General features: G+C 37.7%; 13 protein-coding genes, 1 pseudogene and 1 riboswitch. Of the genes and pseudogenes, 8 read left to right on the top strand and 6 right to left on the bottom strand.

All coding sequences use genetic code 11. The features are described from left to right. Positions 1-166 precede the first annotated feature (166 nt). Complete coding sequence (locus tag L1611_RS10255) at positions 167-1,792, top strand: S-layer homology domain-containing protein (protein ID WP_236313002.1); 1,626 nt, start codon at positions 167-169, stop codon at positions 1,790-1,792. A gap of 12 nt (positions 1,793-1,804) precedes the next feature. Continuing rightward, positions 1,805-2,041, top strand: a complete 237-nt coding sequence (locus tag L1611_RS10250) for a DUF3006 domain-containing protein (RefSeq protein WP_236313001.1) — start codon at positions 1,805-1,807, stop codon at positions 2,039-2,041. Positions 2,042-2,143: 102 nt separating this feature from the next. Here the strand turns inward: L1611_RS10250 and L1611_RS10245 are convergent, their stop codons facing one another. Next, entirely contained in the window at positions 2,144-5,803 is a 3,660-nt protein-coding gene (locus L1611_RS10245) for an S-layer homology domain-containing protein (RefSeq protein WP_236313000.1), read from the bottom strand. A 74-nt stretch (positions 5,804-5,877) separates the two neighbouring features. Continuing rightward, a riboswitch (cyclic di-GMP riboswitch) is annotated at positions 5,878-5,967 on the bottom strand. A 284-nt stretch (positions 5,968-6,251) separates the two neighbouring features. On the opposite strand from L1611_RS10245, the gene L1611_RS10240 reads away from it, so the two are divergent. The 3 genes and pseudogenes from L1611_RS10240 (at position 6,252) to L1611_RS20935 (ending at position 8,868) form a co-directional block, all read left to right on the top strand. Then, positions 6,252-7,718, top strand: a complete 1,467-nt coding sequence (locus L1611_RS10240) for an S-layer homology domain-containing protein (protein ID WP_236312999.1) — start codon at positions 6,252-6,254, stop codon at positions 7,716-7,718. 476 nt (positions 7,719-8,194) lie between these two features. Beyond that, positions 8,195-8,464 carry a hypothetical protein gene (locus L1611_RS10235; RefSeq protein ID WP_236312998.1) on the top strand — a complete coding sequence of 90 codons (270 nt, stop codon included), beginning with the start codon at positions 8,195-8,197 and terminating at the stop codon, positions 8,462-8,464. Further along, a pseudogene (locus L1611_RS20935) lies at positions 8,367-8,868 on the top strand (transposase). Before L1611_RS10235 ends, L1611_RS20935 begins: the two are co-directional and overlap by 98 nt. A 384-nt stretch (positions 8,869-9,252) precedes the next feature. Here the strand turns inward: L1611_RS20935 and L1611_RS10225 are convergent. Next, positions 9,253-11,649: an S-layer homology domain-containing protein gene (locus L1611_RS10225; protein ID WP_236312997.1), complete on the bottom strand. Its 2,397-nt coding sequence runs from the start codon at positions 11,647-11,649 to the stop codon at positions 9,253-9,255. 609 nt (positions 11,650-12,258) lie between these two features. Between L1611_RS10225 and L1611_RS10220 the strand changes: the two genes are divergently transcribed. Further along, complete coding sequence (locus L1611_RS10220) at positions 12,259-13,275, top strand: C40 family peptidase (protein WP_236312996.1); 1,017 nt, start codon at positions 12,259-12,261, stop codon at positions 13,273-13,275. Between the two features lie 47 nt (positions 13,276-13,322). Here L1611_RS10220 and L1611_RS10215 read toward each other — a convergent pair whose 3' ends face one another. Both L1611_RS10215 and L1611_RS10210 read right to left on the bottom strand, forming a co-directional pair. Beyond that, the gene (locus L1611_RS10215; RefSeq protein WP_236312995.1) at positions 13,323-15,233 is read right to left on the bottom strand and encodes a S8 family peptidase; all 1,911 of its coding nucleotides are present in this window, start codon (positions 15,231-15,233) and stop codon (positions 13,323-13,325) included. An 82-nt stretch (positions 15,234-15,315) separates the two neighbouring features. Beyond that, a complete protein-coding gene (locus tag L1611_RS10210) occupies positions 15,316-16,704 on the bottom strand; it encodes an N-acetylmuramoyl-L-alanine amidase (RefSeq protein ID WP_236312994.1) in 1,389 nt (462 codons plus the stop codon). A 271-nt stretch (positions 16,705-16,975) separates the two neighbouring features. Here L1611_RS10210 and L1611_RS10205 point away from each other — a divergent pair, with 271 nt between their 5' ends. Next, on the top strand, positions 16,976-18,115 hold the full coding sequence (locus L1611_RS10205) for an acyltransferase (RefSeq protein ID WP_236312993.1): 1,140 nt from the start codon (positions 16,976-16,978) through the stop codon (positions 18,113-18,115). 142 nt (positions 18,116-18,257) lie between these two features. On the opposite strand, the gene L1611_RS10200 is transcribed toward L1611_RS10205, so the two are convergent. Further along, complete coding sequence (locus L1611_RS10200) at positions 18,258-20,243, bottom strand: LTA synthase family protein (protein ID WP_236312992.1); 1,986 nt, start codon at positions 20,241-20,243, stop codon at positions 18,258-18,260. A 277-nt stretch (positions 20,244-20,520) separates the two neighbouring features. On the opposite strand from L1611_RS10200, the gene L1611_RS10195 reads away from it, so the two are divergent. Next, positions 20,521-21,621, top strand: coding sequence for an S-layer homology domain-containing protein (locus L1611_RS10195; RefSeq protein WP_236312991.1), 1,101 nt, complete (start codon positions 20,521-20,523; stop codon positions 21,619-21,621). A gap of 415 nt (positions 21,622-22,036) precedes the next feature. On the opposite strand, the gene L1611_RS10190 is transcribed toward L1611_RS10195, so the two are convergent. Further along, positions 22,037-22,486 carry a polysaccharide deacetylase family protein gene (locus tag L1611_RS10190; protein ID WP_236312990.1) on the bottom strand — a complete coding sequence of 150 codons (450 nt, stop codon included), beginning with the start codon at positions 22,484-22,486 and terminating at the stop codon, positions 22,037-22,039. Positions 22,487-22,632: the final 146 nt, after the last annotated feature.

Here is a 22,632-nt window from a genome sequence, read left to right as displayed (position 1 = left end):
ACGTGAAGTCTCCTGGCTATTTTGTTTATTTATTCCTTTCTAATAGATAACAAATCATGTTTACCTCTCAATTTTGCCACCAAATAAAACTTAATTTTCTAAATTCAACCAAAATCTTGGTAAATTATACTATAATATTAATTAATAACTTTTTAGGAGGGGTAAAATGAAGAGAATATTTTCTATCTTCATGGCATTGGTATTTATTTTATCATTCCAATATAGCAATGTTAGTGCCGGGGAAACATTTACAGACCTTGGGGGAGTGTCCTGGGCAGAGGATGAAATTTATTATTTGAGTGACCGGGGAATCATCAACGGTTATGGTAACGGTAAATTTGGACCAAGTGACCAAATAACCCGTGAGCAAGCCGCTTTGATGTTAGTCAGGGAATTCTATCCTGATGATACGACAATAGTGGACCCAGGTTATTCTGATGTCAGTAAGGATAGCTTTTATTATGAAGCGATCGCTATTGCAACTGAGCACGGGTTATTTAACGGATTTCCAGACAACACATTCAAGCCAGGAGATAAAATCAATCGCGCTGCAACAGCAAAAATCATTGCACTCGCTTTTGGTTTAAACGGTGATACGGCTTCTACTTTTACAGACTTGGATCAAGCAAAGTGGGCTAAAGAGTACATATTAGCTTTAGACGCCAATAATGTCGTAAATGGTTATGCTGATCATACATTCAAACCACTTAATAATATAACAAGAGCAGAGTTCTCTGTTGCTTTCGCTCGTTCATTGGATGACAAATTTAAGCCAATGGATGATTTGTCAGTCCATTTTATTGATGTCGGTCAAGGGGATAGTATGTTAATTATATCTCCATCTGGTAAGACGATATTGGTTGATGGGGGCCGTAAATCGGCTGGGCAAGTAGTAGTTGATTACTTGGCCCAGGCTGGTATAAACTCAATTGACTTAATGGTTGCTACACATCCGGATGCAGACCATATTGGTGGATTGATCGATGTATTGGAACAAGTATCTGTTGGGAAAGTTTTAGACAGCGGAAAAGCCCATACTTCAGAAACGTATTTGGAATATCTGAGTTTGATAGATCAAAAGAATATCCCATTCGAAGAGGCAGTGGAAGGCAGCACGCTTACCTTTGATGATGTTCTTCATATTCAGGTATTGAATGGATTGAATACAAGCAGCGATAATAATGAATCTTCGATTGTATTGAAAGTATCTCATGGGGATATCGACTTCCTATTAACCGGTGACGCATCGGTGGATAATGAAATCAATATGGTAAATAAATATGATATTGAAGCAGAGATCTTAAAAGTTGGCCACCACGGAGGATCGACTTCTACATCCGACGCTTTCATTTCTGAGGTGAATCCTGAAATAGGTATCCTTTCATACGGAGAAAACAACTATGGTCATCCGTATTCTGACGTTGTGCATCGTTTATGGGAGGCAGGTACGGACTTGTACTCCACTTGTAAATCTGGAACGATCACCGTCAAAACGAATGGGGTTTCATACGGTGTCGATGCTTCTCCATATAACGGTGAAGATAGCTGCAGTTCAATAACGGATCCAGAGCCGGACCCTGAGCCAGAACCAGAACCACAATATCCGATCAACGTGAATACTGCAGATTTTGAAACACTTCAATTGATCAAGGGTGTCGGACCAACGATCGCGCAAAACATCATTGATTATCGAAATACTCATGGATCTTTCCAAACAATTGAAGAATTGGATAATGTTAAATATATCGGACCTGCAACCATCGAGGAAATGAGACCGTATATTACACTATAAAGGTGTGAGGAAATGAATCGATATACAATAGATCGGTTTGAAGGTGAATTGGCGATCCTTTTGAAAAAGGGAAACGAGTCAATTCAAAAAGAAGTTCCAATGAAGTGTTTTCCTGAGGAAATCACAGAAGGAGATATTGTTGAAGAATATCCTAAAGACGGAGCACAACATTATCGAATTCTAGTAGATGAAACTGAAAAAGCTCGTAGTAAAGCAGAGGAACTGTTAAAAAAGCTTAGGAACAAATAAATATAGATACTACACTATTTTAACAAATATCATTATTTTTGTAACTAAAATATGGAAATTACAGCAAGACCTCCATCAAGTTTTTTGATGGAGGTCTTTTACTTAATTAAATTGTAGTTTAGATAACAGTCTGTTTATCACTGTCGCTGCTTCTGCACGTGTTACCGTATCTTTTGGTGCAAGGGTCTCAGTGGTTTTTCCGTTAACGAGCTGTTTGTCAATTGCAATGTCCACACTCTCTTTTGCCCACTCACCCACTCTACTTCCATCTTTGAACGGTGATAATTGTTTCAAGTCTGCTTCCTGATCACCGTTGACTAACTCAAGACCTCGGATTATCATCGTAATCATCTCTTCACGAGTAAGCGTATCCCCTGGCTTAAAGGTTCTCCCTTCATATCCATTGATCAAGTTTGCATCGCGCGCTGCATAGACCGCTTCGTTATACCATTTTGAACTGTCTACATCTGAAAATACATTTTTATTACTGTCTTTATTGGAAAGAAGCCCTAAAGCCCGCGTAATCATTGCAGCAAACTCAGCTCGATTTACTGACCTTTCTGGTTCAAACTCATTATCATTTACACCCTTGATAATCAATTTGGCAACTAAGGCTTCAATATCCCCCTTTGCCCAATGGTTAACCACATCATCAAATGGTTTTTCAGGTGTTTTCACGAGTGCATAGATACTATTCCCATTACGATGGAAAATCGCCCAATATTGACCGTTCTCATCTTGCTCAATCGTTGTTGGTACAGATTGGTAAGTTCTATTTACAGGATCCAGCACTACAACCATCATATCGTCCAGGGCTGATGGGTCATTTATCGGAATTCTACGTTCGACAAATTGATCACCATAAGAAGTTACGGTTGTAGATGTACCATTTTCAACAATCTGTAATGAAAAATCAATAGGTTGGCTGATTAATTCAAAGAAATGATCTTTCGCAATTTCCTCTAGGTCCTGTGATATCTCTTCAGCTACTTTTTTGATACTTACCTGGATATAAGAGTTTTCATCATCTGTATAAGCATCAATCGTATTAATCGGGAGCTTGAATGAACCTAATTGTGTCTCGATATAAAATCCTTCATCCCCTGTTTCATTCATTTCATTGATCAGGCTTTCGTGAAGGTTCAATGCTATGTCTTCTACATCCTCTTTATATTCATAAAGTTTTTGGAACGTAGTAATTCGCCTTACGATTTTAGCATTATCCAAATCAAATAGGTTGGAAGGCTCATCAACTGAATCATCATTGGAGTTTCCACCATTACCTATCGTACCTTCTCCCTTATCTGGGGTTGTAGTATCCTCAGTCGTTGTTTCTGAATTATCTCCAGTTTCTCCATCAGCTGGTGCCACAGGTTCTTCTTCCGGTGTTTCTTCTACAGAAGGTTCTTTAATTGTTAAATTATATGTTGCCATTTCCGAACTTTTTTCTCCAGCATATGCCTGAACACCAAAGGTTACTGTCTGGCCAGACCATTGTTGATAATCAACTTCTGCAATTGTAGATTGATTATCCGTCAATTCAGAATCGTTAATAGCAAGAAAATCGTTCATCGTACTTGTTTTATAGAATAACTTGTAAAAATCAGTTGTAACTAAGTCCCAGTCGAACAATAAATCATTGTTTGAATTTTGTACTACTGTAAAATTAGGTGGCATCTCTGGAGCAAATGTATAACTTGCTATGGTTTTCTCCGAAGTGCATTCTCCAATAATGGATTGAACCGAGAACGCCACTGTTTGTCCAGCCCACTGATTGTACTCCTCTTCACTCAACATAAGTTGATTATCTACCAATTCATTTGAGTTTAAAGGTTGGTCACCTGCTATGTCTCCAGTGTTATAGGATACCTGATAATAATCTGCAGTCACACGATCCCAACTTAGTTGGAAACTACCGTTTGAATTTATAGCTGTTTGTAATTTCTCAGGTTTCCCATTGATGATATCTTGTACACTATTAAATTTATAAATCGACTTGTTTTCTGGAACATACAAGAAAACGTTCTCAGCAGTATTAATGGAAGCATGTGAAACTTCATATGGAAATGAAGCTGCTTTTGAGTCATCAGTTTTAGAATAAACCCCTGTTGAAGAAATTACATAGTTATTAGATACACTCAGGATTTCTTCGTTGTAATTCCATAGTTCATTTGTCAAATCAGCTTCAGATATCTTTCGTTGTGCGTAATAGATGTGCTCACCATCTAATACCATTTTCCTCTCAGGAAATGAAAACCCTGTTCCATCATTTGTAATATCCAAGGTATCAGGATTCAAAGTATAAAGATGGGACCCTGAAGAACCAGATTCAGCAATGTAAAGTGTGTTTTTTGTACTATCATACTCGATATCCGGCTTATAAAAACTATAATCATTTGTTTTCAACCCTTCGGCTATCACTGTTTCAGTGCCCTCTGTTAAATTGATTTTATAGACACCTGTCCATTGATCTTCCATTACATAAAATAAGGTTTGACCATCAGTGGCAATGCGATATGGATTTTGCTTTGTCTTAATTTTAGATAATGCACCAGTACTCAAGTCAATTACAGTAATGTAGGTGCTTCCATAGTCAGCGATGTAAAGTTTGTCTCCTGCTAAATCTATATCCGATGGAAAAGATCCTACAGATTGTTCATTCTCGATTTCCATAGTAACTGCATTGATTGTTAGCATTTTGTTATTTTCTTCTGAAACAGCATAAATTTTCTTATTAGTACGGTCTATAACCCAATCGGTAAGCTCTTGATTAAATGTTACCTTCTGATTTTGAACCGGGTATTGTTGAACAATTAAAGATGTAGGTAAATTATAATTCTTTTTATGTATGATCATGTTGTCTGTATCAAAGAGATATACTTCCGTCATAGAAGCAAGAATATGTTCTGTTTCAAAAGGAAGTAATTCAACCTTGTAATATTCATCTCGATCGTAAATCGCATTATTAGTAAGAACAAATTGTTCAGTTACATCCAATACTGTTTCTTCAAAATAATCGTGTTTATATGTACCGTTAATTACTTCTAGATTATCTTTGTCTAAACTTTTCCCTGAATAAAAAGCTTCATTTTCATCTAGTATTACTTTCCTCTCTGGTGAAGGAAAACCATAACCTGTATCATAAGTAGATTCCGATATAATCGAATTTGAATCTAGAGATACTTTCAAAATATGTGAACCAGAAGATCCAGATTCAGCTATATATAAGATTCCTGATTCATTAGATTCTAGATCGGGATTATAAAACCTGTCATAAGTCGAATCTTCATCAATATCTAGCGCGGTTTCTTCTTGTGTCGTTAGATCTACAATTCGCACTTCACTATGTTGATCGTAGGCATAATATAAGCTGCCATCTAAAACTTCAATGTTGAAAGGTGACTGTGTCAAAGATATCATGTCATCGACTGTAAAAGTCGAAAGGTTTACCCTAGCTACTTTGTTCTGATCCTGCATAGCCACATATAATGTGTTCCCATTCAAATCCAAATCACTCAACCCTGTTCCTATTGAAACAGTATTTGTTATTTCGAATGTGGTTCTCGATATAACTAAGAGCTCGCCTGCGTCTGTGATTGCATAGATATTCCCATTTGTATCATCCAAAATCCACCCTTTTAATTGTGAATCAATAAATAATGATTGATCTGCAACTTCAGCTTTTGCATTTGAAAATGGATAGCCCAATACTGTACCTAACAAAAGTATGGCTATCATCACTCCATTAAATAATTTTTTCATATTCTCCCCCTAAAAATAAAAACTTTGCATGAAAAAGACATGCAAAGCCAAGGCAAACAGCAAAATTAACTTTCACTGGCAACCCGGCGATCATAGCATGAAACTAGTACCTTAGACCCGTAGCTTTGCGTCATCAACTTTCACTGATTTTGCCCTTTTCAATTATTAGTACTATTATAATGATACAATACTATACTATTTTGTCAATATTTGTCCTATTAACCATACTTTTATACCATAACCCATAAATTGTTATTACTTTGAAATGATTTAACCCCTAAATATTATAAAACTTCTTTACCCCAACACAGAAAGTAATTTGTCTATTAAATTTCCTATTAATAGGCTGATAGATTACAAGCTATATGATGTATGATATTATACTAATTGTAAGTAATAATATGGAAAATGAGTTTTATTTTTTCAAAATTAGGGGGATGAGTAGCACTTGGGACATTTTAGAAGAGCAGTAACTGGTTTCACCTTTGTTTTCGCCCTGTTTTTTATCTTTAATGGACATGTAAACGCAGCAGAAAATATACCTGTTAAATGTAATTTTGAACAAATGCAGGGTGACAATCCAGATTATCAAACTATGAATTGTTTATTGACTGAAACAGCACAAGCTAACAATATTCCACCTGAGATCGTCAAAGCAATTGCTGAAGGAGAAAGTGGAGACTGGAAACATTTTGATGAAAATGGTGAAGTCATCATTACTGATGATAACGGTATAGGTATCATGCAAATCACAAACAAAGCTAACTATGATGAAGAGCGATTAAAGAATGATATCCTCTATAACATACAAGCTGGCGTAGAGTTGCTAGATTACATGTTTGAACGTACTGATTTACCGACAATAAATGGTGGGGAACGTGATGTTATTGAACACTGGTATTTCGCTGTTATGGCGTATAACGGTACAAAACCAGTCAACAGCCCAATTATACAGGCAACCGGCGAGAGAAACACAAACGCTTACCAAGAGAAAATTTTTAATATTATCGAAGACTTCAATTTGGTAGAGTTAAACATTTTACCATTTACAAGGGACGATTTCGAATACGATAGTAATAGCGACGATAACATTCAATTTGTAACAATGAACTACGATTTTGATCTACCTATGACCAAATCAAGACATCATTTCCATAAAGGTTATGAAGTAAGAGCTACATCTTCGGTTAACGTAAGGACCCGCCCTACTACAGATAGTCCTTCTAAAGGAATGTTGGGCAACGGGGAAGTTGTAAACATTACAGGACCCTTTGTATACGAAGAAGTTAAGAATAGAAAAAATCATTTTGTATGGTATCCTGTAAAAAGAAATGATGGAACCACAGGTTATGTTGCCTCAAGTTACTTAAAGTTCAATTTTAATGATGTTCCAGCTGGACATTATGCAGAAGAAGAAATCTACTATTTATACGATCGAAGTATCCTCTTAGGAGTTGGTAATGGAAAATTCGGTTTAGAACAGGAATTGACCCGTTGGCAAGCCGTCTTGCTGCTTAATCGGGCAAACCATGTCTCACTAGAAAACAGACCGGATCCCGGATTCACAGATGTACCTATGGATTATCAATATTATAAAGACATTGCTGCCGCAGTGGATGAAGGATTGTTCAACGGAGTCTCCGAAACAGAATTCAACCCAAATGCAACCCTGACACGACGAGAGATGGCTGTCGTCCTACAAAGGCTATATGAATTTCCAGATACATCGTCCAAACACCCATTTACCGATGTACCCTCCGAAAAATGGTACTCTGATGCAATAAACCGATTGTATCACGCAGGCGTAACAGATGGGGTTACAGCAACCACCTTTGCTCCCTTGCAAAATGTAACAAGAGAACAATTTGCAGTCTTCTTAGTTCGCTCGATGAATGAAGAGTATAGACTACGATAAAATTTCAACAAAAAAGAGTCCATTAAAGGGCTCTTTTTTGTGGATGTTTTATTAAAATGAGATGGAAACCCAGCATTCACCTTGGATACCCTTAATGTTAACTGACATAGTATTAAGATAGAAATTTGAGGGTAAATCATGAGGAAGCTCGGGACCCCTGCTTAATCTTCCCGTTTCTGTTATATCTCCGCATTATATAATTCTTAGTTCATAGATATAACATTACTCCATAACGACTCACCAGGTTAATTCTAAGTATTTTAGTTACCTCAAGGAATTTAATTCGTATTTCTGCTATGAACAGTATCCCGAATGAGGAACACGTGAAAAACTGAAGCGATGGTGGCGAACCTATAGAAAGTTTGGTGAATTTGAAGAACGTCGCGGTAAAGGAAGACTGGCCTCCATCTTGAAAGCACTGACAGCTAAACAAAATCTCTAGATCAACCAAGCCTAGGGCTGCCTCTTCTTTACCGATGCCAAAAATGGTGATTGCGGGTGCGGGTTATGGAAGTGAAGAGAACTATGTCTATTCAATTGGTGAAGAAAAAGAGCCGCGTTTCGAGTTCCTCATTCCGTATGGAAGTTACATAAAAGAACAGTCACGAAAATACAAGATGGATATCAAGAACGTAAAGAATTGGAAGTATGATGAACAAAACGATTGGTTCATCAGCCCAAACGGAAACCCTGTTTCAAAAATATCAAACACGCAAGAATGCCTCTGGCTACGAACAGAACTTTAAAATTTATGAATGCGAAGATTGTACGGGATGCCCATTGAAGTCGAAGTGTACGAAGGCGAAAGGTAACCGTCATTCATTGGAATCTGATCTTCGAGAAAATGAAAGCGAAAGCGAAGACAGCCCTTGAAAATGAAGAAAACGCGGTAAAGTACGCTCAACGTAAAGTTGAGGTCGAAAGCGTTTTTGGTCACATCAAGGGCAATCGGTCGTTCCGCAGATTTTCCTTGCGGGGCCTTGAAAAGGTTCATGTCGAGTTCGGGATCGTCGCATTAGCCCATAACCTACTGAAAGTAGCTGTACTACCACGATCTGCTTTCCAAGAAAAGACAAAAACAAGACCAAGTAGAACGAAAAACGCTACTTGGTCTTGTTTTATTATAGGGACTTATCAGACAGACCCTTGACAATACAGTTATTGAAAAATTACTAAGTGATTGTAATACCAGCAGTCGGTACTAATTATAATTTGTAGCACCATTTTCAATATCAACAGCAGCAGTTAAAAATGGTGGAGTTTTTAATTCCTATGAGAATTTAACCTCAAAGGTAGTAGCACCAGTTTGTTTGATTGAAGAAACCTGTTGGTGCAACTCCATCTGCTGTACCTTTATATAGAGATACTGTTGCTGGGTTTGGATTAATTAGGTTTCCACCCTGATCTTGAGGGCCAATAATTGTAGCAGTTACTGTGTCATTAGCTAGAACTTCAGAAAAAAACCTTTTCCCAAAGGATCTTTAAAACAAAAATGCTCCGTAGAAAATTCTCTACAGAGCATTTTATAATATCTTTATCTTGTAACAGTAACAGAGCCTGTTGTTTTAAGAGCGTTAGCAGGTGTACTAGCGTCAGTAATGTCATTTGTAGAAAGTACTTTGACAGTAACTGTATCTCCTAAGCTTTTTACTACTGTTGAAGAGTCTAATGTAATATCGTAGACATCATTTGTAGTATCAGGCAAAACAGAAGAGATTGTTGCTTTTTTACCGTTGATGTATACTTCAAAGTCAGGAGCATCAACTGTAGTTGAAGCCATAAGCTCTGAGAAGTTCAATTCGATTGTGTTAGCAGCTTCTAATGTAGCGGATGTAAGTGTAGGATTTACATTCTCATCAAAGTTTACTTGAGCAGTGTAAGAATCCATTGTTACACCATTTACTCCAGTAACATTGCTAACAGTGAAGTTACGAAGACCGTCTACATTGATAGCGCCATCTTTAAGAGTCAAAGTAACAGTACGTTGATCTCCATCAAAAATTGCACTTTCAAATACTCTTTGTCCTTCAACAAGGTAATTAGCTGGGTTCAATGCAGAAGCAGCAGTTACATCAACGTTGAAATTAACAGTAAACTTATCAGCATTAGTTTTTGTAGTTTGGGTAAGTACGCTTGAAACTACCGGTTTAGTCGTATCAGCAAATGTACCTAGGTTGAAGCTAAGAGACTTACTTGCAGAAGCATTACCAGAAAGATCAGTAGTTAGTCCTGCAGGAAGAGTAACATTGTAGTTACCAGCTGCTGCTGCAGAAAGGTCAACTTTGATTGATTCAGTTTTAGCATCCCCATCAGCATCATGTAGGCTTACTGCACTAAGAGACGCAGAATGAGTTACAGAATTACCATCTACATATGTTCCAGTAATTGTACCAGAAGCAGTAGTAAGTTCTTCGTCAAAAGTTACGACAAGGTATTGTACTCCTCCGATTGTCTTAACTTGGTGACTTTTGTATGCAGGATCCGTAGTATCAGCTGAGAATTCTACAAGCTTAGAGAATTTTACTCCTGCGTTACCACTTGGATCAGTATAACCAGCGTTCACAGTAACTGTTTCAACACCTGTAACTGCTGTAGCCAATGTTATATGGTACTTAGTAGGATCATTAGCATCTTGTGTAATAGTTGATACTGTCGTGTTTGTTACTGCCACTGTTGGTGCAGCAGCTAATGCTTCAGAGAATTGTACTGTAAGGTTTTGAGTACCGTTTGTTGTTACACCCGAAACTGCAGGTGCTACTGTATCCGTTTTCGCCTTTGTTACTGTTAATGTAACTGGGTTTGGAGAAATAAGGTTTCCACCTTTATCTGTAGCTCCAACAATCGTTACTGTGTAAGAACCTTCTGCAGCAGCACTCATGCTAACTTTAGCTGACATTCCATCAGTAGATAATGTTCCGACTGTAACATTTCCATTAGAAGTCGTAACAGATCCTAAATCAGCCATCGGCTCGCTGAAGTGAATTACAGCATTTTGGTAATCAGAATAAGTTACTTGAGAAACCATCGGGCGTACTAGGTCCTCATAAGAGTAAACTTGAGAGTACTTTTCAGTAGTAACTGTAGCATCAGCTGCCGTTTTGATAGGGTTTACTACTAAAACTTCATCACTAGCTTCAGCAGAAGATAGTGTTAATGTTACAGTCTTTTTATCAGTTGAAAGGGACGCATCAGTTACAACTGCACCACCGCTGAGGGAGTAGTTTGCAACAGTTTCAGCGTCTGTTTTATCTAATTCAGTGTTGAAATTAACTTCGATTTGTGTAGCGTTAATCGCACTTACACTTGTAACTGCTGGTGCAGCTGTCGCTTCAATCGCACGGTGAATCATTACTGCGAAATCAGCACGAGTTACGTTAGCTTTTGGATCGAAAGAAGTATTCGTTTTACCTTTGATGATACCGTTGTTGTAAGCTACTTCAATGTAAGATTTAGCCCATCCGCTCACATCTTTGAATGGAGTTGCTCCACCGCCAGTAAGACCGTAAGCTTCAGTGATGATCTTAGCAGCCGCTTCACGAGTAAGCTCTCCTTCAGGGTTGAACTTCCCTTCGTAACCCTCAAAAATTCCTGCACTTGAAGTTGCGCGTACTGCATCGTAGAACCAGTGTCCAGAATTTACATCTGAGTAGTTCTCAGTTCCGGAAGCCTTAAGACCTTTAGCAGACATAAGAACTTTTGCTGCTTCTGCACGAGAGATGTCATTCAATGGTTTGAATGTTCCATCTCCGTATCCATTAAGATGTCCTTCAGCAGCTAGATACATTACTGCATCTGCGTAATAAGAACCACTTGGTACATCAGAAAAACTTGTTGCTGCAGATCCAGCAACTGGTGCTGCTACTGAAGCTACTACAGCCGCTGACAATGAAGTGGCCATGAACTTGCGGTAAGACTTTGGTTGGTAAGCCATAACTTGTATTTCCTCCCTTTAATATGTAAATAATTTATTTATTAAACCGGTCTCTGAGATCATGGTTGCAGGTCTTGTAACCTACTATTCTGTCACTTTATGTAACATTCGCAACAATCCCCATCCCAGCAAACCAGTAAAATAACAATGTCAATGAGCCTAAAACTTTAGTTTCACATCATTCAGTATAATAACCAGCATATTCCATGTCAATATATATTTTCCTAAAATAGAAAGGTTGACTTATTATGGTTTTGTTTGGTTATTAAGCATAATTCTACATTAAAATCGATGAATTTCAAGTTAATTTTGGGAATTATTCCAATAATTCTACATTTATCAGAACCTATTAACCTAAATTTTTGAAATTTGTCGATTACATACTTTATTTCGACCGATTTTCAATAATCTTTAATAATAACTTGGACTTATCCCTATAAAGATTCTTTGTACCTATATTAATTCCATTTTTATCCGCGTCTGATGTTTGGATATTTTGTAACATTTTGTTATGTAAATGTAAAGTTATTAGATAATTTTGTATGATAGACTGAATTTTGTAAAAAGAAAACGAATAGTAGGTTAATAGCTTCAGGGGGAGGGGCTTAAGTGTTAAAAAAAGTGCTTGTAGCAATGTTTATAGTGGTGCTCACAGTATCATGGATGATCACACCGGATGCGTTTGCTAACTCTAAAGGGGATCAGGTTGCCAATATCGCAAAAAAGTACATAGGAGTTCCTTACAAATGGGGGGGAACCACGCCTAGTGGATTTGATTGTTCAGGGTTCATGACTTATGTATTCGATAAAGTCGGAGTCACCCTGCCAAGGACATCTGCAGACCAGGCTACAGTAGGTACTGCGGTTTCGAAATCGAATTTACAGCCTGGTGATATCGTTTATTTCTCAAATACATATAAAACTGGCATTTCACATTCAGGAATTTATGTAGGAAACGGGTATTTTGTCCATGCAGCTTCTAAAGGGGTTCAAAAGACTTCTATAAATGAACCATATTATTGGGGGCCAAAATATACCGGTGCAAGAAGAGTTTTGAAGGAAGAACAACCAAAAGCTGCTGAATTGCCCACTTTACCAAAAGGACAATACCATGATGTAAAGAGTTCTTACTGGGCATACGAGCAGATCACTTATCTTTCTAAAAAGGACATCATTACCGGTTATGATCAAAGCTTATTCAAACCGGAAAACTCGATAAAGCGTTCAGAAGCGGCAGCAATGCTGGCAAAGGCATTTAATCTGCCTCTCGAAAGCGGGTCACCAATTGCTCCAGATGTTCCAAATAATCACTGGGCAAAAGAAGAAATCAATGCAGTTATGAAAACTGGATATTTTGAAGGTTATCAAAACAAGGAATTCAGACCTGAAGATTCAATAAAACGAAGTGAAGTTGCAGCATTGTTCACTAGAGTTTTTGACCTTGAAAAGAATGGCTCGACAATCAATTTTAAAGATGTTGCCCCATCCTATTGGGCATTTGATGAAATTCAAAATGTAACAAGTAATAACATAGCTAATGGATATTCCGATCAAACGTTCAAAGCGGAAGAAAAAGCAAGCAGAGCAGAATTCTCTACATTCTTATATCGAGCATGGGTGAATTAAAACTAAAAGAAGGCTGATCTTTATTGTATGAGATCAGCCTTCTTTTTCTATTTATTCTTGATCGCTCTTTCTATTAAACTTGCCATCTCAGCTCTTGTAATCAAAGCCTTTGGTCGGATTGTTCCATCTGGATATCCATTTAGAATCCCCTCTGCACTCAACGTTTGGATCGCAGTAAAACCATAATATGAGTCCGATACGTCAGGAAATGATTGATAGGAGTCAGGCGGGGGAAGATCAAATGCTTTCGTTATCATGATTGCAGCGTCACCTCTGCTAATTGGCACTGCAGGCTGAAAAGTCCCATCAGGGAAGCCTGATATGATTTGTGCCTCATATAACGATTGGATTGCCCCTGAAGCATAATAACTAGCTTTGACATCCTCAAAAACCGTTTCTTGTGCGCTTGTATCCATTCCTAATACCCGCGCAATGACTGTAGCCATTTCACCTCTAGTGATATTATTCTTAGGCCTGAAAGTACCGTCAGTATAGCCGCTTACAAAATTTTGTCCTTTCAAATAAAAGACGGCATCGCCAAACCAGTCTCCAACTTTGACATCAAGGAAGCCTTTGAAATCCGATTTCAAATGGATTGATATACTCTTACTATCTGACGCCTGCCCGATCGGATCTGACACTTTCACTGAATACGTGTATTCGCCATAAGCTATCTCATCATTAAAGGAGGTTACATGGCCAGGGAGCGTCTTTATCAAGGTGCCATTTCGATACAATTTATATTTCATTAATTTCTGGGGATATGGTGATGCCTTCCAGTTCAATTCGACTTTCCCTTCCGAGAGATTGATGGACTCAGTTTTCCCGCTTAATTCCGATAAACTCTTAGGTTTATTCAAATAAGGTGCTTGCACTAGTCCATAACCGTATAAATCATCTTTACCTTTGTCACCTAAATCTTCCGCATAAAATTGGATGAGCTTTCGGATTTCTTTATTCGGCTTCAATGGATATTTTTCCATATATAGAGCCAGGGCACCTGCCACATGTGGGGCCGCCATTGATGTACCACTGTTGACTGTATATTTTCCTCCAATAAATGAACTTATGATTTCATGTCCGGGTGCAGATAATTCCAAAGTCGGTCCGTATCTAGTAAAAGATGATCGCTTTTTATCCTTATTAATCGATCCTACCGCAATAACAGAATCATACCTGGCTGGATAATGGACGTTATCGAGCCCCGATGTATGCTGTGTTCCATTGCCGGACGCAGCAACAATCAATATTCCTTTCTCGTATACATGATCCATCATCGTTTTCAGCGCATAGGACCCTTGTGGACTTGTAAGACTAAGATTGATAATATCGATGTCATTCTTGATAGCCCATTCAAGCCCGGAGATTACACTAGCTTGACTCCCGTTCCCGTCTTTATCAAGTACTTTTACTGCATAAACAGAAGCTTCCGGGGCAACACCGAGTGTCCCGATTGTATTTTGTTCAGCACTGATGATTCCAGCTACATGCGTGCCATGTCCATTCAAGTCATTGTAGTGCGACTCCTCATTGATGAAAGAGGTGCCGCCTGCCACCTTCAGATCCGGATGGGACTGATCAATACCCGTATCCATTACTGCGATTTTAATTCCTTTCCCAGTAAAGTTTGAAGATCTTGCAGGTTCAGGAATTATAAAATGGTACCCCCAATCAATAATCTGTCCGTCGGTTTTCACAGGACTGTTTTCCTCAATGAAAAGGATCTCAGTCTTTTTTCTAAGTTCAGATAATGCTTCATCCGAAAGATATACTGACGCTGCATCGATCGATTCGTACTTTTGATCAACAGTTCCACCTACTGAATGAATCATTTCAGTATCGATCTGATTTTTGAAGGTGACGATATAGCTTTGTCCATTATTTGAAGCTGAGATCTCCGAATCATCCATTACGAATAAAACTAGTAGACTTAGTAAAAGCTTTATGTACCATTTCAATCGATCCCCTCCATTCATATGAAGAAATTTCTTCTATTAATAGTATAAAACAAGCGAGTGCATCAAGCACCCGCTGTTGTACTTATTTTTTACTGTTATAGTAATCTACTATCCCTTGGTAGATTGCTTTGGCCATCAATTCGCGGTACGTATTTGAAGCAAGCTTTTTTGCATCTTCTGGATTTGTCATGAAACCAAGCTCGACCAATACACCAGGAATCGTATTTTCACGGATGACATGGAAGTTACCGTGTTTAACACCTCGATTGTAAGTATCAATTGCTTTATACAATCGGTTTTGAATGAAGGTCGCTAGTTTCTTACCCTCTTCGCCTTGCGGTGCAGTGTAATTATAATAAGTCTCAGTTCCATGAGCAGCTTTATCACTAAATTTGTTGGCATGGATACTTACGAATACAGTTGAATTACTATTTTCAGCAATTTTGACACGGTCACTCAAGGATGGATAAGTATCATTGTCTGTTCGAGTCATAACCACTTTAGCACCAGCAGCCTCAAGGTGTTTTTGAAGCTTTTTGCTGACTGCAAGGTTGATTTCTTTTTCGACAAGCCCGTTGGCGATTGCTCCTGGATCTTTACCACCATGACCTGGATCTATGGTAATGATACTCCCGCTGATAGCTGATACCGGTTTAGCTATGTAAGCCTGATGAACATAGCCTTGGGTACTGGATGTTTTAACATACGCCCAATCATTTGCTGTAAATTGTACATACGTCTGTGTCCCACGAGTCAAACTTCCAACTTTGCTATATGATGTACCTGGTCCCTTTCGGACATTTAAAACATCAGCAGTAACAACACGTTCTAACACTGTATTTTCCTTTTTTGTAACTCTGTAAGTAGGCTCTAAAGAACGTGCCACGAAAATCGCAAATTCTGTTCTATTCATATCTTTTGTTGGTTTGAAGGTATTATCAGGATATCCCTCAGAAATTCCATGTGCTGTTATTTTATTGATGGGATGGTATGACTTGGTAAAAGGATTAACATCAGAATAATAGTATTTATCATATGTATTGAATCCGAATACTTGCGACAATAAATATGCCATTTCGACTCGAGACATTGTTGCATCCGGTCTGTATGTACCATCACTATACCCATTGATATAACCAGCTTCAAAAGCAGATTGGATATAACCTGAAGCGTAATCTTTTGAAGAAACGTCACTGAAGGATGTTGAACGTTTCGTCCCACTCAAACCTTTTGCACGACTAACCATAACTGCCGCTTCTCTTCTCGTCACTTTTTCATCTGGACGGAAGGTATTGTCAGGATATCCATTGATGATTTCCTTGTTTACTAGATAATTGATTTGTTCTTTGTAGGGATAACTAGAGCTGATATCCTTAAAACTACTATTTGCGGATACCATTCCAGGCGAGCCACTCATAAGTGTTGCTACAAAGACGACAAACACCAACATAAAACCGACAAACTTCTTCATTTCCCCTTATTTCCCCCTATTAAACATGAATTTACGACAATTTTACCATATTTGACTGGAAAAATATTCGAATATTTGAAAGTTGGACCAATAGTAGGATAATTTTCTATCAAAATAACTATTTGTAAATGATTACTTGTAAGAAAAGAACATGAATGGGGATGTAAATAAAATATAAAGGTTGTGTAAATCATTCTTAAGAACCGTCATCAGTTAAACCGTAATGACGAATTGTCTATATACTCAGGTTAAGAAAGAAAAGAGGAATGAAATGGCACAGAAAAAACAAATACACGAAATCTATATAACGAGAGCGATTGCTATTATAGGCGTACTTATCGTCCATGCAACTGCCACACCAGTCACACAGATTATAGATCCAGATTTATCGAAAGGGTTCCATTTCATGAACGTTTTCTTCAAGTTTGGAACAACGACGTTTATTCTGTTAAGCAGCTTTGTTCTATTTTATACATACTATCATCGTCAATTGGATCGAAAGTTGATGATACGGTTTTATAAACGCAGGCTTCTATACATCCTTTTACCTTATACACTGTTTTCTATTGCTTACTTTTTTGGTCCATTTTCGAACTATCCCTTTTTCCAAGGAGTCGACAAGGAAGCTGTCAGATCATTTTTCATTAGCATGTTGACTGGAAAAGCTGAAGGCCACCTTTACTTCGTGTTCATCAGTGTACAGCTTTACCTGATGTTCCCGCTGTTCCTTTGGTTACTGAAGAAATATCCTTCTACTTGCAAATACTTGGTATTGATCGGGTTTGCTTCCCAATGGGCATTTGTCCTTTTGAACCATCATTATTTACACATTACATTAAAAGGTAGTATTGCATTTTCTTATTTCTCCTTTTACTTTACTGGGGCTTTCCTGGGAATCTATTACCATCAGATTATTGATTGGTTGAAACAAAACAGGGCTAAGTCCATCATGTATCAGGTTATGTTGATGAGTATGTGGATTTCGGTTGCGGGTATCCATATATGGATGTGGTATGTTACCCGTATAAAGGGGACACAGTTACCACTCTTTATGTTCGAAGGGGTTTGGAATGCACATACATTCCTATCTGCAATCGTGTTGATCGTGATGTCCCATTATATTTTCAAGCTTGCATCTTCAAGAATTGTCAATACTTTGATCCATCTAGGCGTATTATCGTTCGGAATCTATTTAGTTCATATATTCGCTTTACGGACATATACGTATCTTTTTCCATACCAGGGCGAGCCACTTCAGTATTCATTGACTGTCGGCGGGGCTTTCTTAGCAGAATTACTCCTATCAAGCTGGATCGTCAACTTATTTTTCAAGAGGATTAGCTGGTCATGGATTGTATTTGGTGCAATCCCGAAAGCAAATCCATATAAACCTGCTCCAGAACGAATTTAAGAAAGTATTAAGAAAAACCTGAGTGGAGGAAAATCATCCCTCCACTCAGGTTTTTCTCTTGGTTTGAATCCCATTGGACCGAAGTGATAAGACACTACCCCTAGTTGTTAGAAACAGGGCCGGTTTTTTAACCCGTTTCTTTTTAAAGCTCATTCTTTCGATATTCCCTGATCAAATCACTTCCTAATATCTGATCAGACATCTGTAGTTGATTAACAGCTTTCTCATAGGGTTCTTGACAATTGACTAAGTTGATCTTTTCTTTCAATTTCAAATCATAACAACTTCCACTCTCAAAATCACCATCGATTGAAGCTTTATAGAGTACTTCATCGGTTATGAATGAACCGGAACGAAAAACGACGTTGTTTTGGTGTTCGACAAAAGCTGGTGTCCCAATCATATATTCTTTACTCATATCAATTCCTAATAAATGCATCAATGTCGGTCCCAAATCAATATGTCCGATCGTTTTGTCATACGTTCCTGCCTTTTCTCCATCCGGGAGTCGGATCATCAAAGGTAACCGTTCTTTTTCTTTTAAATACTCAGTCTTATTCTTATCGACCTTCATGAATTTCGCCATTTCGCCATCTTCAGCCATTAATCCGGAGTCATGGTCTCCGAAAAGCATTACAACTGAGTCGTTCCAGGCGCCTTGGTCTTTCAGTTTTTGAACGAACTCCCCCATCGCTTCATCAACATAATGAGTAGATTGAAGATAATTTTTAAAGGTTTCATCATTAAGGCCTGATAAGTCCAATTTTTTGTATTTTTCAGGGAATTCATAGGGATAGTGGCTAGTCAATGTGATCAAGAAGGAATAGGATGGTTTCTTTTGCTTTTCCATCATTTCAGCTGACTGATTCAAGAATGCTTTATCTGAAATCGACCATCCGATCATCTCTGTTTCTTTAAAGTCCTCCAGGCTATTAAACTTATCAAAACCAAGCGTCTGATACATCATATACCGGTTCCAGAAACTTGGTTTGTATGCATGAAAAACCTCTGTAGAAAATCCTTCTTTCTTAAATAAGGCTGGCATCGACGAAAACTCGTTACCAGAGTGTTTGATATAAGCTGAACCGGAAGGCAATGGATAAAGGGAGGTATTCAACAGGAATTCTGCATCTGAGGTACGCCCGCTTGCTGTTTGATCATAAAAATTAGTGAAATTCATGCTTTCTTTTTTCAGCTTATTCAGGTTCGGTGTGATTTCTCGTCCATTCACTTTTTCATCGATCAACATCGACTGGAAAGCTTCCAGCTGAATGATGATGACATTTTTACCTTCTGATATACCATAGTAATCTGATTCCGTACTTAATACTTCTTGATGCTTAAGGAGCCAATCCTGGATTTCCTCTTTCCGTTCTGTAGATACAGTCTTGCTCTCTAATGATTCCGAAATGAAGCGATAGGTATCATAACCATGAAACCCTAATAGACCTGTCAAATCATAGACACGCATGTTCGACAACGTTTTTTCAAACAGCCAGCTTCCCCCGAATCCAAGGAACACTTTGATCGGATAGTATGTACAAAAAATCCCGATCATAAGGGCCATGATTGCGGTGGTCATTCGCATCCATATCGATGAACATAAATTTCCTTCAGACCATTTGATCCCTAAAATGACAACAGGTATCAAAATAATTAAATCAATAACGAACAAAAGGTCCGACCAACTGAAAAGATTTGAAATACTACTTCCAAGTGAACTGACCTGCCTGAATTGCATCAATACAGTTGATGAAATGATATCTTCAAAATATCGATAATAGACTGTATCAGCCAAAATGATGAATGTCAATAATCCATCTAAAGCAAGCAGACTGATCCAGCGTTTTTTACCTTTTAATAGTAACGTCCAAAAGGATATAATCAAAATCGATCCGAAGCTGACCATCACTAGTCCAGCACGTAAGTTACTTTCTGGCGTGTCACTTATGAGGAATGTGATGACATCTTTAATATAGCCGACAGCACCTTGAGGCACGAAAATGGTTTCTGTCATGATTGCAAAAATATATAACTTCACCATAATCAGCAACACAAAAAGGAAATAATCACTGAAACCAAGTAGTGTAAGACTTGATTTTTTTAACCATTTCAATAAAATATCCATACTACCATCCTTAATTTCTATTAAAATCCTAGAAAAACCTCTACTATTGCTCTATGTAATGTAAAATAATCTATCAGTTATGTCAATTTTATCCTGATAATTTTCTGTTGTTGACCAGACCTAAAGCAGAGGTTTTATACTTTACTACAAATATAAATGGGAATATAAGTAAGATAAATAGGTATATTGTTTTTTGTATATAGTAAAAAAAGCATACGACATAATTCACCTGACCCCTTAATATTGGTAATGTGACTAATTTTAGGGGGTTAAAAGAATGAAGAAAACATTATTATCTTTTGCAATAGCGCTATTGGTACTTGCTCCATTGTCAAATGTGCAAGCAGCAAATAAGATGAGTAACTATCTTCCAATTGATTTAGTGGAAAATCCAGATCATTGGGCTGCTGAAGTTATGATGCAACTTATTGACGCTGATATCATGAAAGGTTATATAGAGGTAAATGGAGACCTTTATGCAAAACCAGATAAAAAGATTTCACGTGCAGAAGTAGCAGCTCTACTAGTTAGGTCCTTGGATCTTGATTCGACAAAACCGGGTAAAGATTTTACAGATGTTCCTGAGGGTTTTTGGGGATATGATGAAATTCAAATTGCAAGCGCCCTGGGGATTGTCAATGGTATAACGGATACGGAGTTTGCTCCTAATAAATCCATCACTCGAGAACAATTGGCAGCTATGATCGTTCGCTCCTTCAAGGAAACTGTGGATTTTGCAGGTGATCATATGCATTTCAGTGATGTAAAAAACACGTGGGCAAAAGAATATATTGACCAGGCGAGCAGTGTCGGAATCATCAATGGTTATGGAGACGGGAAATTCCTTCCTAAAGGAACAGCTACCCGTGCAGAAACATCTAAAATGCTTATAGAGGCTTTACACCTGGAGTCAGTAGATTTACCTTCTGAATCTGAGTTGACTGAACTAGTCATCAATCATGAAAATGCGGTTTATGAAAAATTGCAAACCAACGACTACAGGGCCTTATATCCAATATTCGACCAGTATACAATCGGTTTTTTCCATGCAATGGTCACTGATTCGACCGATTTATACTTAGCATTGACTGAAAACGAGGGTTTTGAGTTTTCATTTGAACAAGTAGGTACTCCCCAGATGAAGGTTATTTCGAAGAATACAAGATTAGCTGTTGTAGACTTGTCTAATTTATCTTACAACGTAACAATCACTTATCCTGATTCAACTATAGAAACAGAAAACGATGATTCAACAAGCGGTATGTATTTTCTACGAATGGTGGATGGGGAATGGAAAATATATAGTCAAGCTCCACACTCTTTTGAACATACCAGCTTCGAAAAATCAAGTATCCCTGAAATGAAAAGAACAAGATAATAAGAATAAAGGACCTGGCCTGATATGAATTGTATCCCAAATAAAGGACACTTAAAAAAGTCCCTTATTTGGGATTTTCTTATGTTCTAGAAATCAAAATAAATGTTCAATACTGTTTATTTTCATAGGATTCAGTCAAAAAAAGATCCGCCAATGTTTATTATGCTGAATAAACATTGGCACTCGCAAGATCAGACTATTTCAATTCTTCGATTTTGGTTAATAAAGTTTCCCCATTATAACCATCAATTACATTCAAGCGTTTTAGTACAAATGGAGGTGTATGAATATTGTTAATACCTGTATGTAATGTGATTCCAATTTTATAACCTATCTCCTTTGCAGTACTGATCACTTCTTCGTTATAAGACCATATGGATAAGTTATCGTTATAACCTCTTTTTTGAGCTTTGATTCAATAATTTCTTTTGAGCGAGTTAAATCTATGCGAATCAAAAGTATGGCTTTGGATGTCCATCACACCAGATTTATACATTTCTTCAGTCTGTTCCCAAGTAAGATGTGGGATCGTACCTGGTGTTTTCTCTTGGTCACTGACCACTATATATATCGTAGCTTTCATCCCAAGTTCTTTCAATATCGGATAAGCATGTATGTAATTACTTTCATAACTATCATCCATTGTGATCATTATCAGCTTTTCTGGAAGGGGCTTCTTGTAATATAGGAACCGATATAACTGATCATCCGTTATCGTGTTATAACCAGCATTTTTTATAGCAAGCATTTGTTCCTTGAAACGTTCTACAGATACTGTCGTCGTCTCAGATTCTGTGAAATGATGGTACATTAAAATCGGAATTTCAGTTGGAGAAGTGAGCCGGGCATTAGCCGAAACTTCCAAACTATGATTCTCTCTGGACGAATTGAAAAAACTTACCATCATTAAAAGAACACAAAAAAAGAACCAGTCAAAATAGACCACTTAACAAAACGATTTACACTATAATCCCCCATAAATTACAATTTATACATTTTATATAAGAAAAT

The sequence above is a fragment of the Pseudalkalibacillus salsuginis genome, assembly GCF_021646685.1.
GTDB lineage: Bacteria > Bacillota > Bacilli > Bacillales > Fictibacillaceae > Pseudalkalibacillus > Pseudalkalibacillus salsuginis.
This window is presented reverse-complemented; position numbering and strand designations above follow the sequence as displayed.

Bases quoted from the DNA above. Each gene is read 5' to 3' on its own strand.
- L1611_RS10255 (WP_236313002.1), top strand. From the start codon at position 167: ATGAAGAGAATATTTTCTATCTTCATGGCATTGGTATTTATTTTATCA.
- L1611_RS10250 (WP_236313001.1), top strand. From the start codon at position 1,805: ATGAATCGATATACAATAGATCGGTTTGAAGGTGAATTGGCGATCCTT.
- L1611_RS10245 (WP_236313000.1), bottom strand. From the start codon at position 5,803: ATGAAAAAATTATTTAATGGAGTGATGATAGCCATACTTTTGTTAGGT.
- L1611_RS10235 (WP_236312998.1), top strand. From the start codon at position 8,195: ATGCCAAAAATGGTGATTGCGGGTGCGGGTTATGGAAGTGAAGAGAAC.
- L1611_RS10225 (WP_236312997.1), bottom strand. From the start codon at position 11,649: ATGGCTTACCAACCAAAGTCTTACCGCAAGTTCATGGCCACTTCATTG.
- L1611_RS10210 (WP_236312994.1), bottom strand. From the start codon at position 16,704: ATGAAGAAGTTTGTCGGTTTTATGTTGGTGTTTGTCGTCTTTGTAGCA.
- L1611_RS10205 (WP_236312993.1), top strand. From the start codon at position 16,976: ATGGCACAGAAAAAACAAATACACGAAATCTATATAACGAGAGCGATT.
- L1611_RS10200 (WP_236312992.1), bottom strand. From the start codon at position 20,243: ATGGATATTTTATTGAAATGGTTAAAAAAATCAAGTCTTACACTACTT.
- L1611_RS10195 (WP_236312991.1), top strand. From the start codon at position 20,521: ATGAAGAAAACATTATTATCTTTTGCAATAGCGCTATTGGTACTTGCT.